This window comes from Streptomyces lonarensis, from assembly GCF_012033735.1.
GTDB classification, from domain to species: Bacteria; Actinomycetota; Actinomycetes; order Streptomycetales; family Streptomycetaceae; genus Streptomyces; species Streptomyces lonarensis.
Map to the genome: position 1 here is coordinate 1 of NZ_JAAVJD010000035.1, position 13,238 is coordinate 13,238.

General features: G+C 73.4%; 10 protein-coding genes and 2 pseudogenes. 5 read left to right on the forward strand and 7 right to left on the reverse strand.

From position 1 onward, the window contains the following. Positions 1 to 41 precede the first annotated feature (41 nt). A complete protein-coding gene (locus tag HCN56_RS07280) occupies positions 42 to 2,567 on the reverse strand; it encodes a DEAD/DEAH box helicase (protein ID WP_167968671.1) in 2,526 nt (841 codons plus the stop codon). A 157-nt stretch (positions 2,568 to 2,724) separates the two neighbouring features. Between HCN56_RS07280 and HCN56_RS07285 the strand changes: the two genes are divergently transcribed. Next, entirely contained in the window at positions 2,725 to 3,510 is a 786-nt protein-coding gene (locus HCN56_RS07285; protein ID WP_167968672.1) for a metal-dependent hydrolase, read from the forward strand. A 60-nt stretch (positions 3,511 to 3,570) separates the two neighbouring features. Here the strand turns inward: HCN56_RS07285 and HCN56_RS07290 are convergent, their stop codons facing one another. Then, positions 3,571 to 4,458, reverse strand: a complete 888-nt coding sequence (locus tag HCN56_RS07290) for an SGNH/GDSL hydrolase family protein (protein ID WP_167968673.1) — start codon at positions 4,456 to 4,458, stop codon at positions 3,571 to 3,573. Between the two features lie 92 nt (positions 4,459 to 4,550). On the opposite strand from HCN56_RS07290, the pseudogene HCN56_RS07295 reads away from it, so the two are divergent. The 3 genes and pseudogenes from HCN56_RS07295 to HCN56_RS26265 form a co-directional block, all read left to right on the forward strand. Further along, a pseudogene (locus HCN56_RS07295) lies at positions 4,551 to 5,909 on the forward strand (class I SAM-dependent methyltransferase); the annotation flags it as partial. 127 nt (positions 5,910 to 6,036) lie between these two features. Further along, positions 6,037 to 6,263, forward strand: a pseudogene (locus tag HCN56_RS26950) (DegT/DnrJ/EryC1/StrS family aminotransferase); the annotation flags it as partial. Between the two features lie 25 nt (positions 6,264 to 6,288). Further along, positions 6,289 to 6,903 carry an NAD-dependent epimerase/dehydratase family protein gene (locus tag HCN56_RS26265; RefSeq protein WP_312871104.1) on the forward strand — a complete coding sequence of 205 codons (615 nt, stop codon included), beginning with the start codon at positions 6,289 to 6,291 and terminating at the stop codon, positions 6,901 to 6,903. An 82-nt stretch (positions 6,904 to 6,985) separates the two neighbouring features. On the opposite strand, the gene HCN56_RS07305 is transcribed toward HCN56_RS26265, so the two are convergent. Then, positions 6,986 to 7,834 (reverse strand): DUF1206 domain-containing protein, encoded by an 849-nt coding sequence (locus tag HCN56_RS07305; protein WP_167968675.1) that lies wholly within the window; start codon positions 7,832 to 7,834, stop codon positions 6,986 to 6,988. 230 nt (positions 7,835 to 8,064) lie between these two features. Between HCN56_RS07305 and HCN56_RS07310 the strand changes: the two genes are divergently transcribed. Then, entirely contained in the window at positions 8,065 to 8,409 is a 345-nt protein-coding gene (locus tag HCN56_RS07310) for a hypothetical protein (protein WP_167968676.1), read from the forward strand. Between the two features lie 45 nt (positions 8,410 to 8,454). Here the strand turns inward: HCN56_RS07310 and HCN56_RS07315 are convergent, their stop codons facing one another. From HCN56_RS07315 to araB, 4 genes are all read right to left on the reverse strand, one after another. After that, positions 8,455 to 9,207, reverse strand: a complete 753-nt coding sequence (locus HCN56_RS07315) for an NAD(P)H-dependent oxidoreductase (RefSeq protein ID WP_167968677.1) — start codon at positions 9,205 to 9,207, stop codon at positions 8,455 to 8,457. Between the two features lie 151 nt (positions 9,208 to 9,358). Further along, positions 9,359 to 10,852 carry an L-arabinose isomerase gene (gene araA / locus HCN56_RS07320; RefSeq protein ID WP_167968678.1) on the reverse strand — a complete coding sequence of 498 codons (1,494 nt, stop codon included), beginning with the start codon at positions 10,850 to 10,852 and terminating at the stop codon, positions 9,359 to 9,361. Further along, positions 10,849 to 11,535 (reverse strand): L-ribulose-5-phosphate 4-epimerase, encoded by a 687-nt coding sequence (locus HCN56_RS07325; RefSeq protein WP_167968679.1) that lies wholly within the window; start codon positions 11,533 to 11,535, stop codon positions 10,849 to 10,851. Before HCN56_RS07325 ends, araA begins: the two co-directional genes overlap by 4 nt. Further along, on the reverse strand, positions 11,532 to 13,217 hold the full coding sequence (gene araB / locus HCN56_RS07330) for a ribulokinase (RefSeq protein WP_167968680.1): 1,686 nt from the start codon (positions 13,215 to 13,217) through the stop codon (positions 11,532 to 11,534). Before araB ends, HCN56_RS07325 begins: the two co-directional genes overlap by 4 nt. Between the last annotated feature and the right edge of the window lie 21 nt (positions 13,218 to 13,238).

The window sequence follows — 13,238 nt, forward strand, 5'->3', positions numbered from 1 at the left end:
CGCCCGGCCGGTCCGGCCGGGCGACGGTCATGCCCGCGCCGTCAGCGGAGGTCGGACATCCGGCCGACCGAGGTGACCCGCAGCACGGCGCGCCCCTCCGTGTCGGAGGCGGTGAGGTCGACCTCGGCCGAGATGCCCCAGTCGTGGTCGCCCGCGGGGTCGTGGAAGGTCTGCCGCACCCGCCACAGCGCGTCCTGCGGCACCTCCTCGATCTGCAGGAGCTTGGGCCCGCGCGCGTCCGGCCCGGTGCCCAGCGCGTCGTACTCGTCCCAGTAGGCGTCGAGCGCCTCGCCCCAGGCGTCCGCGTCCCATCCCGACTCGGCGTCGAGCGAACCGAGTTCGTCGGCGCGGTCCAGAGCCGCCAGCTCCACCCGGCGGAAGAGCGCGTTGCGCACCAGCACGCGGAAGGCGCGGGCATTGGCCGTCACCGGCTTCACCTGGTCGGCCCGCTCGCGGGCCTCCTCCGCGTCCTCCTCCGCCGGGTTGGCGAGCTGCTCCCACTCGTCGAGAAGGCTGGAGTCCACCTGCCGGACCAGCTCGCCCAGCCAGGCGGTGATGTCCTGCAGGTCCTCGGACTTGAGGTCCTCCGGCACCGTGTGCTCCAGCGCCTTGTACGCCCCGGCGAGGTACCGCAGCACGATGCCCTCGGTCCGGGCCAGCTCGTAGTGGGAGACGAACTCGCTGAAGGTCATGGCCCGCTCGTACATGTCGCGGACCACCGACTTCGGAGACAGCGGGTGGTCACCGACCCACGGGTGGCTGTGCCGGTAGACGTGGTAGGCGTGGAAGAGCTGTTCCTCCAGCGGCTTGGGATGGGTGATGTCCATCAGCCGCTCCATGCGCTCCTCGTACTCGATCCCGTCGGCCTTCATCTGGCCGACCGCCTCACCCCGCGCCTTGTTCTGCTGCGCCGCCAGGATCTGCCGCGGGTCGTCGAGAATCGCCTCCACCACCGAGACCATGTCCAGCGCGTAGCTCGCCGACTCCGGCTCCAGCAGCTCGAAGGCCGCCAGCGCGAAGGTGGACAGCGGCTGGTTGAGGGCGAAGTCGGCCTGGAGGTCGACCGTCAGCCGGACGATCCGGCCCTGGGCGTCCGGCTCCGGCAACCGCTCCACGATCCCGCCGTCCAGCAGCGAGCGGTAGATCGCGATCGCGCGCCTGATGTGGCGCAGCTGCTGGCGCCGCGGCTCGTGGTTGTCCTCCAGCAACCGCCGCATCGCGTCGAAAGCGTTGCCGGGACGCGCGATGACGGAAAGGAGCATCGCGTGGCTGACCCGGAAGCGACTGGTGAGCGGCTCGGGGTCGGCCGCGATCAGCTTTTCGAAGGTGTTCTGGCCCCAGTTCACGAACCCCTCGGGGGCCTTCTTGCGCACCACCTTGCGCCGCTTCTTCGGATCGTCGCCGGCCTTGGCGAGCGCCTTCTCGTTCTCCACCACGTGGTCCGGTGCCTGCGCCACCACGAAACCGGAGGTGTCGAAGCCGGCGCGTCCGGCACGCCCGGCGATCTGGTGGAACTCCCGGGCGCGCAGCGTCCGGACCCGGGTCCCGTCGTACTTGGTCAGCGCGGTGAACAGCACCGTGCGGATCGGGACGTTGACGCCCACCCCCAGCGTGTCGGTGCCGCAGATGACCTTCAGCAGGCCGGCCTGGGCGAGCTTCTCCACCAAGCGGCGGTACTTGGGGAGCATCCCCGCGTGGTGGACGCCGATGCCGTGGCGCACGTAGCGGGAGAGGTTGCGACCGAAGCGGGTGGTGAACCGGAAGTTGCCGATCAGCTCCGCGATCTGGTCCTTCTCGGCCCGGGTGCACATGTTGATGCTCATCAGGGCCTGCGCACGCTCCACCGCCTGCGCCTGGGTGAAGTGCACGATGTACACCGGCGACTGGCGGGTCTCCAGCAGCTCGGTCAGCGTCTCCGTCAGGGGGGTGCTGCGGTACTCGTAGCTCAACGGCACGGGCCGTGTCGCCGACCGGACCACCGCGGTCGACCGCCCGGTCCGGCGGGTCAGGTCCTCCTCGAACCGGCTGACGTCCCCCAGCGTCGCCGACATCAGCACGAACTGCGCCTGGGGCAGCTCCAGCAGCGGGATCTGCCACGCCCATCCGCGGTCGGCCTCCGCGTAGAAGTGGAACTCGTCCATCACCACCTGGCCGATGTCGGCGTTGCGGCCGTCGCGGAGCGCGATGGAGGCCAGCACCTCGGCGGTGCAGCAGATCACGGGGGCGTCGGCGTTGACGGAGGCGTCGCCGGTGAGCATGCCGACGTTCTCGGTCCCGAAGATCTTGCAGAGCTCGAAGAACTTCTCCGACACCAGCGCCTTGATCGGCGCGGTGTAGAAGGTGACCTCGTCCCGCGCCAGCGCCGAGAAGTGCGCCCCCGCCGCGACCAGCGACTTCCCCGACCCGGTGGGGGTGGAGAGGATCACGTTGGCGCCGGAGACCACTTCGATCAGTGCTTCCTCCTGGGCGGGGTAGAGGGTGATCCCCCGCTCGGTCGTCCACGACGAGAAGGCGTCGAAGAGAGCGTCGGGATCGGCGTCCGGAGGAATCTGGTCGATGAGGGTCACCCGACCATCTTGCCTGCCCCGGCACCGCGAGGGGGAACCGGCTGATCATCCGAAGATCCACTGGGGCTACGCTGTGGCGCCACGGAGCACCCACCCGCGCGCGCGGCGGGGCCCCTGATCCTTCCCAACCTGCAACACGAGACGGGGCGTTACGTCGATGATGGGACCTGCCCACTCACTGTCCGGAGCGATGGCATGGCTGGGGGTGGGCCTCGCCACCTCCTGGGCGGGCGCACCCATGCCCTGGGCCGTGCTGCTGACCGGCACCCTGATCTGCGCGGGAGCCGCTCTCGCCCCCGACCTGGACCACAAATCGGCCACCATATCGCGGGCCTTCGGGCCCCCGTCCCGCTGGCTCGCCGCCCTCATCGACAAGCTCTCGGCCGCCGTCTACAACGCCACCCGCGGCCGCCGGGACCGCAGGCGCAGCGGCGGGCACCGGACCCTCACCCACACCTGGGTGTGGGCCGTGCTGATCGGCGTCGGCTTCTCCGCCGCGGCGATCTTCTGGGGCCGGTGGGCCGTGCTGATCATCCTCTTCATCCACATGGTCCTCGCCGTCGAAGGCCTGCTGTGGCGCCACGCCCGCCCCTCCAGCGACGTCCTGGTGTGGATGCTCGGCGCCGCCGCCGCCTGGATTCTGGCGAGCATCCTCGACCAGCCGGGCAACGGGTCCGCGTGGCTCTTCCCCGACCACCCCTACCTGTGGATCGGCCTGCCGATCATCCTCGGGTCCATCGTCCACACCATCGGCGACAGCATCACCATCTCGGGGTGCCCGATGTTCTGGCCGCTGTCGATCAAGGGACGCCGCTGGTACCCCGCGGGGACGCCCGCCTTCATGCGCTTCCGCGCCGGATCGCACGTGGAGAACGCCGTCCTGATGCCGACCTTCATGGTCGTCGGCGGCGTGTGCGGGGCCGGCGCCCTGTACCTGGCCTGAGCGGAGTCGCGCCGCCCCGGGACGGCGGGCGGCCTCCGTCCCGCTGCGGCGGGGGAGTGGTCAGCCGTCCGCCGCGTCGGGCGGCGTCCCGTCCGCAGCGTCCCCCGGCTCCTCGTCCGGCAGCCGCGACCAGCCGCTGACCGGGCCGGCGCCGCCCGCGGCGGGGCCCACCCAGTACGCGGTGCGGGAAGCCGGGTCCATCTGGGCGCCGAAGCGGCCGTCACCCGAGGAGCGCCCCGTGAGTCGCCGCCCGATCCAGGGGAAGAGGTGCGCGCGGGCGAAGCGGACGTCCGCCGCGCGGCGGGAGCCCCAGCGGGCCACGCCCGAGGGCGGGAGCGGCGCCTCCCAGTCGGCCTCCTCCGCCAGCCCCAGCCGCTGCCAGACGGCCTCCGCCACCCGCGCGTGCGCCTCGGCGGTGAGGTGCAGCCGGTCGTCGGCCCACATGCGCTGGTCGGCCAGCGACCGTGCCGAGTACAGGTCGACCACCAGCGCGCCGTGGCGCTCCCCGATGGCGTCGATCTCGGAGAACAGCTCCTCCATGCGGGGGCGGTAGCGGTCGAAGACCGGCCCGCGCCGCCCCGGCGTCTTCATCATCACCAGCGTGCCGCAGGACGGCGCCAGGGTCGCGACCGCCTTCTCCAACTGCTCGCACACCCGTGCAAGGTCGTACCCTGGTCGCAGCGCGTCGTTCAGCCCGCCCACCAGGGTTACCAGATCGGCGCCCAGTGCGGTGGCGGCCGGCAACTGCTCCTCGACGATCTGTCCGATCAGCTTCCCCCGCACGGCGAGATTGGCGTAGCGGAAACCGTCGGGGGAGCGAGCGGCGAGGCGTGCGGCCAGCACGTCGGCCCACCCTCGGTAGCTCCCGTCGGGCATCAGGTCGGACATGCCCTCGGTGAACGAATCCCCGACGGCGACGAAACTGCGGATCTGCGGCTGTGTCCCCATGGCGAGCGCCATGCTAACGGTGTCCGGGCGGTGCCGGGCCCTCACCCCGCCCTGCCGGCAGCCCGCGCGGCCCCGGGGCGCGGCCCTCCCCGGTGCCGCAGAGTGCAGGCGATTCCCTAGAATCCGCGGCCCGGCGGCAGTCCGCCGTTCCCTCCCGGCCGGAAGGTGGGGAAGGATCGGCCGTCCTCACCCACCGAACCCTCTCGACTCGCCCCGAGGCGGGGCGACCCAGGCCGGTTGGAGACCAGATACCGATAACCGCGTGCCGTGCGTGCGGCAACCGCACCCTGCTGCCGATCCTGGACCTCGGGGACCAGGCGCTCACCAGCATCTTCCCCAGCACGCGCGACGAGGCCGTCCCCCGGGGGCCGCCGGAGCTGGTGCGGTGCTCGCCCGAGGGCTGCGGCCTGGTGCAGCTGCGGCACACGGCCGACCTCACCGCCATCCACGGCGACCGCTACGAGTGCCGGTCCGGGGTGCGCCCCTACATGGTCGGCCACCTGCGGGACCGCGCCCGGGCGGCCGCCGCCCTCGTCGACCTCGAACCGGGCGACCTCGTCGTGGACATCGGCAGCAACGACGGAACGCTGCTGCGGAACTTCGCCCCCGGCGGGCCGACCCTCGTCGGGGTCGACCCCACCGGCGAGAAGTGGCGCGCGCACTACCCGCCGCACGTCGACCTCATCCCGGACTTCTTCGACCTCGACACCTTCCGGGCCCACTACGGCGACCGCCGGGCCAGGCTCGTGACCTCGATCGCCATGTTCTACAACCTGCCGGACCCGGTCGCCTTCATGCGCGACGTCCACGCGATCCTCGCCGACGACGGCGTGTGGATGATCGAGGTCAGCAACCTGACCTCCATGCTCGACTCGACCGCGTACGACGTGATGTGCCACGAGCACCTCGGGCTGTACTCGCTGCGGGTCATCGAGTGGATGGCCGAGCAGGCCGGCCTCACCGTCATCAGCGCCGAGATCACCGAGGTCTACAACGGCAGCCTCTGCGTCGTCCTCGCGCGGACGCCCACGCGCCACCGGGTCGACGAGGCCGGCATCGCCCGCATCCGGGAGGAGGAGTCCCGCCGGGGCCTGCACGTGATGGAACCCTTCGAGCAGTTCGCCGCCCGCTCGCTGCAGCGCCGGGCCGAACTGCGGGAGTTCCTCGCCGACTCCCGCGACCGCGGGCTGCTGACCCTCGGCTACGGCGCCTCCATCAAGGGCAACGTGATCCTGCAGTTCTGCGGCATCACGGAGGACGACCTGCCGTGCTTCGGCGACGTCAGCCCGGAGAAGGCAGGCGGCTTCTCGCCCGGCACCGGTATCCCCGTCGTCTCCGGGGCGGAGGCGAAAGCCATGCACCCGGACCAGTTGCTGGTGCTGCCCTGGATCTACCGCGCCGGGTTCGAGGAGCGCGAGACGCCCTTCCGGGAGGGCGGCGGAAAGATGATCTTCCCGCTCCCGACCCTCGACATCATCCGAGCCCGACACGGACCCGGCGCGCCCCCGGCGTTCCGCCCACCGCTCCGCCCCGTTCCGCAGGGCCGCACGGCCCGCCACGCCGCGAGGAGAAGAGCACGTGACGACACGCGTAGGGGACTCCCTCCCCGAGTACGAACGCGAGCGCGACGACATCCTCGACGCCGTGCGGACGGTCTTCGACTCCGGACAGCTCGTCCTTGGGAGAGCGTCCGCGGGTTCGAGGCCGAGTTCGCCGCCCACCACGGCCTGCCGCACTGCACCTCCGTCGACAACGGCACCAACGCCCTCAAGCTGGCGCTGGAGGCGTTGGGCGTGGGGCCCGGTGCTGTTCCTGGGCGCCTGCTCCCAGGTGGGGCCCGACGCGCCCGTACCGATCGACGGCAGCGAGCCCGACCGTCCCAAGGGCGAGTACGACCGCCAGAAGCTGCGCGCGGAACGCGCCCTGCTCGCCGCGGACGCCGCGGGCACCCTGCGCGGCGCGGCGCTCCGGCTCCCGACGGTCGTCGGCCCCGCGCACCACCCGGGCAGCCGCGACAAGGGGGTCGCGTTGGCGATGATCGACCGCGCTCTCGCCGGTGAGCCCGTCACGATGTGGCACGACGGTACCGTGCGGCGCGACCTGCTGCCCGTGGGGGAGGTCGCGCGGGCGGTGGTCGCCGCGGTCGACCACCTGGACGCGCTGGCCGGGCGCCACTGGACGCTCGGCAGCGGGGCGGGGTCGCCGCTGGGCGAGGTCTTCACGACCGTCGCCGCACTGGCAGCGCGCCGCACCGGGGGTGAGGCGGTGCCGGTCGTCTCCGTGGAGCCCCCCGCCTACGCGGAGAGCTCCGACTTCCGCGACGTCGTCGTGGACGCCTCGGCCTTCCGGTCCGTCACCGGTTGGCGCCCGGCGTCCGCGCTGGCCTACGCCCTCGCCGAGACCGTCGACCACCGCCACGCACGGCGCGCCATCGCTCCCGGCTGACGGCACCGACCGGAACGGGAACGGGCCCCGGGTGCCTCCCCCTCCGAGGGGGGGCACCCGGGGCCCGTCCGCAGCGGTGCCGTCAGATGCGTTGCCATCGCGCCATCGCGAGGGCGAATGCGCCGTAGCAGGCCAACCCCGCCGCGGTCGCGGTCAGCACCCAGGGCCCGGCGGGAGCCGCCGCCAGCGACCGGAGCGCGTTGTCCAACCCCACCGCCTCGTCGGGGTCGAAGACCACCGCGGCCCGGCAGACGAAGAATCCCGCCGTGGCGAAGACCACGCCACGGGCCAACTCGCCCCCCGTGCCCAGCACGTCCAGCAGCCGCCTGCCCCAGCGCGGCACGCCGGGACGCAACTCCTCCCGCCACTTGCGGCGGAGGGCGCGTATCCCCATCCACACGCCGACGCCGACGACCGCCAGCCCGGCCAGCCCCACCAGCCACCGGCCGGCCGGCCATTCCATCGCGCGGGCCGTCATGTCACGGGACTGCTCGTCGCTGGACCCGCTGTCCTGCTGCCCGGCGGCGAATCCCAGCACCGAGAAGGAGGTCACCGCGCACAGCAGCGCGGCCCCGGCCATCGGCACGCGGCTCTTGGCCTTGTGCCCGTCCGGGCCGGCCGTCCCCACCAGGGCCTCCGCCAGCCGCCACAGCGCCAGCGCTCCGATGCCGCAGCCCACGGCCCACACCAGCGCGGCGCCGAACGGCTGCTGCGCCAACTCCTCCAGGGCCCCGCCCTGGTCCGCCTGCTGCCGGTCGCCGTCGAAGGCGACGCGCAGCGCGACCACCCCCACGAGCAGATAGATGACCGCCTGCGACACCAACCCCGCCCTGGCCAGGACCCGGAAAGCCGGGCTTCGTTTCGCCTCGCGCGCTCCGCCCTGGGCCTTCTTCGCGGTACGCCGGCTCTCGTCGGCGATCGTTCCTGTCATCGTGCCTCCCGGCGGCCGGTCCACTGACGGCCGACTGCCCCCCTGCCACCGGGGGAAACGCCGGAGCGCCGGTCGGCGGGGGCACCCGCAGCAGGGCGGATGTGCCCGGACCGCCCCTCGCTCCGCCGCGCCCGCCCGCTGTGCACCGCGCCCCGGGGTGCCCGTGACGCGGTGTCGGATGAGTACGACAGCGGATACCGCCATCGCCGCCGAACCGGTTGGCTACCGCCATGCCGAACGATCTCGCGCACTCCGACGGGACGGGCGAGCAGGAGGACACCGCGGGCACCACGGCGCGGTGCGCCCGGCTCGCCGCTGCCCTCGGGCTCCTCGTGCTCCCGTTCCTGCTCCCTGCCGCGCTCCGGCCCGGGGCCGCCGCCCCGCACGGCCCGCCGTTCTGCGCCGTGCCGTCGTGCGCCACGGGAGGAGAGGTGTACGCGGCGCTCGCACTGTCGGTGGCGCTCGGGATCTGGACGCTCTGCGCACCGGCGGGCCGCGCCGCCCCGGTCGCCCGCGCGCTCTGTGTCTGCGGCCAGGCGTGGGCGCTGCTCTTCGTCCTCAGCGTCGCCGGCTGAGCGCGGCGCCGCGGGGCGTCCGGCTCCCGGCCCCGCAGCGTCGGGTCACGTCGACCCGCCGAGGTGGGCCTCCAACCCGAGCTCCCCGGGAGCGATGTCGTGCCGCAGCCGGAGCCGCTCGTCGTAGTCGCCACTCGCCTCCGCCCGGAAGGCGAGCGGCCGTTCGGTGCCCAGCCCCCGCAACCGGTCCGCGAGCGCGTCGGCGGCCGCTTCGGCTTCGGCCTCGGTGAGACGGTCGGCGGAGCCGACCAGCAGGGGGCGCAGCGGGGCCATGCCCGTGTAGAAGTACGTGCCGTGCAGCAGCGGCCACAGGATCTGGTCGAGGGAGCCGTGGATGCCGCGGGGGGCCAGGGAACTCTCCCGGGCACCTGCCGTCACCACCGTCAGCGCACGTTTGCCCGCCAGCGCCCCCGCGCCGTACCTGCTGCCCGTCCCGTACCCGAGCCCCTTGACCAGCACCCGGTCGAACCAGCCCTTGAGGATGGCAGGCGGGCCGTACCACCACAGCGGGAACTGGACGACGACCGCGTCGGCGCCGAGCAGCTTCTCCTGCTCCGCCGCGACGTCGACGGGCAGACGGCCGGCACGGAACGCCGCGTGGGAGGCGTCGGCCGCCCGGAACCGCCCGTCGCCGTCGGGATGGTCCGCCCGGGAGACGACCGGGTTCCACCCCATCGCGTACAGGTCGGACTGGACCACGGCGTGCCCGAGCGCGGTCGCCGCCGCGATGCCGCGGGTGCGGAGGTGGCCGTTGAGCGAGCGGGGCTCGGGGTGCGCGTACAACCAGAGGAGCTTCATACCGTGAGCCTGTCGCCGCGTCGCGGCGCGGACCACGGGGTGCCCGGCCGCCCTGCGAAAGAAAACGGCCCCGCTCACCCCGGCCCCCGCTCACCCCGGCCCCCGCTCACCCCGGCCCGCCCCGTCGGCGGGCCGGGGCCGGGGCGGCGGTTCACCCCGGCCCGGCCCCCGGCCGGTGGGACGGGCGGTTCCAGCGCAGCCGGTCCTCGAAGCCCTCCGCGGTGGTGGAGCCGTCGATCACCAGCAGTTCGGTGTCGGTGATCCGCGCCAGGTCGCGGAGGGCGGCGGTGCCCGCCGTCGTCAGGACGGTGTGGTGCGGCCCGCCCGCCATCAGCCAGCACTCGGCCGAGACCGGCAGCGACGGCTGCGGCCGCCACACCGCACGGGCCACCGGCAGCCGGGGGAGCGGCTCGTCCGGCGGGACCACCTCGATCTCGTTCGCCACGAAGCGGAACCGGTCGCCGAGGTCGACCAGCCCCACGACCGCCGCCGGGCCGGGCGCCGAGTCGAAGACGAGGCGCACGGGGTCCTCACGACCGCCGATCGAGAGCGGATGGATCTCGCAGGACGGCCGTTCCACCGCGAGGGACGGGCACACCTCCAGCATGTGCGCGCCGAGCACCTTCGGCTCGCCCGGCCCGAAGTGGTAGGTGTAGTCCTCCATGAAGGAGGCCCGGCCCATCGCCTTGGCGGTCGCCAGCAGCGCCGCGGTCTTCCAGTCGCCCTCGCCGCCGAAGCCGTAACCCTCCGCCATCAGCCGCTGCACGGCGAGCCCCGGCAGCTGGCGCAGCCCGCCGAGGTCCTCGAAGTTGGTGGTGAAGGCCCCGAACCCGCCCGCCACCAGGAACTCCCGCAGCGCGGCCTCGATCCGCGCGGCGTACCGCAGCGAGCCGTGGCGCTCCCCGCCCGGCGCGAGCTCCGGGGCGACCCGGTAGCGGTCCAGGTACTCCGCGACCAGGTCGTCCAGCACCCGCTCGCCGACCGCGTCCACCCGCTCGGCGAGGTCGGTGACGGCGTAGCCGTTGACGCTGACGCCGAAGCGCAGCTCCGCCTCGATCTTGTCGCCCTCTGTCACGGCGACGTTCCGCATGTTGTCGCCGAACCGCGCCACCCGCAGCGAGGCCAGTCGGCGGTGGCCGAGTGCCGCGCGGACCCAGCCGCCGATCCGGGCGGCCACCTCGGGATCGGCGGCGTGGCCCACGACCGTCTTGCGGCGCTTGCCGATTCTCGTCTGGATGTACCCGAACTCCCGGTCGCCGTGGGCGGCCTGGTTGAGGTTCATGAAGTCCATGTCGATGGTGGACCAGGGCAGCTCGCGGTTGAGCTGGGTGTGCAGGTGGAGCAGCGGCTTGCGGAGCCGGTCGAGGCCGGTGATCCACATCTTCGCGGGGGAGAAGGTGTGCATCCAGGCGATGACGCCGACGCAGTCGGGGTCGGCGTCCGCGGCCGCCAGCTCGGCGCGGATCGCCGTGGCGTCGGTCAGCACGGGTCGGACCACCACCCGGGCCCCCAGCTCCGCCGCGCCGGGGAGCAGGGCGGCGACCGCTCGCGACTGCTCCGCCACCTGGTCCAGCACCTCCCGGCCGTAGAGGTGCTGGCTGCCGGTCAGGAACCAGACCGCCGGGGTCGCGCTGTCGCTGCTCACTGTGCCTCCTCGGTGGCGCCGGTCTGCCCGTAGACGTTCTGGTAGCGCTCGTACAGCCGCGTCACCGCGGCCGGGTCCAGCTCGCGGGGGCTGCCCACCTGCCGCGCGAGGTGGACGGTGCGGGCGACGTCCTCCAACATCACCGCCGACTTCACCGCGGCACGGGCGTCGCGGCCCACGGTGAACGGACCGTGACCGCTCATCAGGACGGCGGTGGAGCGGCTCCCGCGCAGTGTCTCGACGATGCCCCGCCCGATGGAGTCGTCACCGATCATGGCGAACGGCCCCACCGGCACGGCGCCGCCGAACTCGTCGGCCATCATGGTGAGCACGCAGGGGATGGGTTCGCCCAGCGCCGACCAGGCGGTCGCGTAGGGGGAGTGGGTGTGCACGACCCCGCCGACCTCCGGCATGTGGCGGTAGACGTACGCGTGGGCCGCCGTGTCGGACGAGGGGGCGAACTCGCCCTCCACCAGCCGGCCGTGCAGGTCGGTCACGACCATCGCCTCGGGGCCGAGCTCCTCGTAGGAGACCCCGGAGGGCTTGATGACCATCAGGTCGGCGTCCGGCACCCTGGCCGAGATGTTGCCGGCCGTCCAGATGACCAGGTCGTAGCGCGTCAACTCGCGGTGCAGTCCCGCCACGGTCTCCCGCAGCGACGCCACCGCCCGTGCCCCTGTCATGACGACTCCCTCGCCTCGACGGCGGAACGGCGCAGCGCCCGCAGTGTGTGCATCACGTCGTTGCCGCCGCGGCCGAAGGTGTCGTGCAGCGCCCGGTACTCCGCGAAGATCCGGTCGTAGACCCGGGTGGCGGCAGGGTCGGGGCGGTGGACGGCCCGGTCGACCGCGCCCATCGCATCGGCCGCGGCCCGGATGTCCGGGTGCGCGCCGGCCGCGACGGCTGCGTGGAGCGCCGCACCCAGCGCGGGGCCCTGCGCGGAGCGGATCACCGACAGCGGCATCCCCAGCACGTCGGCGTAGATCCGCATCAGCAGCGGGTTGCGGGTCAGTCCGCCGGCGACGACGAGCTCGGTCACCGGCACGCCGGCCGTGGCGAACGCCTCGACGATGACGCGCGTCCCGAACGCCGTCGCCTCCAGCAGCGCGCGGTAGACGTCCTCGGCCCGGGTGGCCAGGGTCTGGCCCACCACCAGCCCGGAGAGTTCGTGGTCGACCAGCACCGACCGGTTCCCGCTGTGCCAGTCCAGCGCCAGCAGACCGTGCTCGCCCACCCGCTGCTCCGCGGCCAGCTCGGAGAGGAGTTCGTGGACGGAGACCCCGGCCGTGCGGGCGCGCTCGTGGTACGCGGGCGGCACCTGGTTCTCCACGTACCAGGCGAAGATGTCGCCGACCCCGCTCTGCCCGGCCTCGTATCCCCAGAGCCCCGGCACGATCCCTCCCTCCACCACGCCGCACATGCCCGGTACCTCGGCGAGGTGCCCGGCGCTCATCACATGGCAGGTGGAGGTGCCCATGATCGCCACCATCTGGCCCGGCTCCACCGCTCCCGCCGCCGGCGCCGTCACATGGGCGTCGACGTTGCCGACGCAGACCGCGATCCCCTCGGGGAGGCCGGTCCAGCCCGCCGCGCGGGCGCCGAGACCGCCCGCGCGGTCGCCCAGGCGGCCGACGGTCCGCTCCAGTTTGTCGGGGACGAAGGAGGCGAAGTCCGGATGGAGCGCCGCGAGGAACCCGGCGTCGGGGTACGAGCCGTCCTGCAGGATGCCCTTGTAGCCGGCGCTGCAGGCGTTGCGGACGTGGACGTCGGTCAGTTCCCACACGATCCAGTCCGCCGCCTCCACCCAGCACTCGGTGGCGGCGTAGACCTCGGGGTCCTCCTCCAGGATCTGCAGCGCCTTGGCGAACTCCCACTCGGAGGAGATGAGTCCGCCGTAGCGAGACAGCCACGGCTCGCTCCGGTCCCGCGCCAGGGCGTTGATGCGGTCGGCCTGGCCCTGGGCGGCGTGGTGCTTCCACAACTTGGCGTAGGCGTGGGGCCGTTCCGCCATGCCGGGCAGCTCGCAGAGCGGGGTGCCCGCGGCGGTGGTGGGCACCATGGTGCAGGCGGTGAACGCCGTGCCCAGTCCCACCACGTCCGCGGCGTCGGCGCCGGCGTCGGCCAGCGCCGCGGGGACGGCGTGCCGCAGCACCTCCCGGTAGTCGTCGGGCACCTGCAGCGCCCAGTCGGGCGGCAACCGTCCGCCCCCGGCCCCGGCGGGGAGCGCCTCGTCGAGGACGCCGTGGCGGTACGGGTGGACGGCCGTCCCGAGCTCCGCGCCGTCACGGACCCGCACCACCACCGCCCGTCCCGACAGCGTGCCGAAGTCGACACCGACGACCAGCGCTTCGGACGTTCGCGTCATGGCCCCACCTCCGTGAGTCGA

Bases quoted from the DNA above. Each gene is read 5' to 3' on its own strand.
- HCN56_RS07285 (WP_167968672.1), top strand. From the start codon at position 2,725: ATGATGGGACCTGCCCACTCACTGTCCGGAGCGATGGCATGGCTGGGG.
- HCN56_RS07290 (WP_167968673.1), bottom strand. From the start codon at position 4,458: ATGGGGACACAGCCGCAGATCCGCAGTTTCGTCGCCGTCGGGGATTCG.
- HCN56_RS07305 (WP_167968675.1), bottom strand. From the start codon at position 7,834: ATGACAGGAACGATCGCCGACGAGAGCCGGCGTACCGCGAAGAAGGCC.
- HCN56_RS07310 (WP_167968676.1), top strand. From the start codon at position 8,065: ATGCCGAACGATCTCGCGCACTCCGACGGGACGGGCGAGCAGGAGGAC.
- HCN56_RS07315 (WP_167968677.1), bottom strand. From the start codon at position 9,207: ATGAAGCTCCTCTGGTTGTACGCGCACCCCGAGCCCCGCTCGCTCAAC.
- HCN56_RS07325 (WP_167968679.1), bottom strand. From the start codon at position 11,535: ATGACAGGGGCACGGGCGGTGGCGTCGCTGCGGGAGACCGTGGCGGGA.
- araB (WP_167968680.1), bottom strand. From the start codon at position 13,217: ATGACGCGAACGTCCGAAGCGCTGGTCGTCGGTGTCGACTTCGGCACG.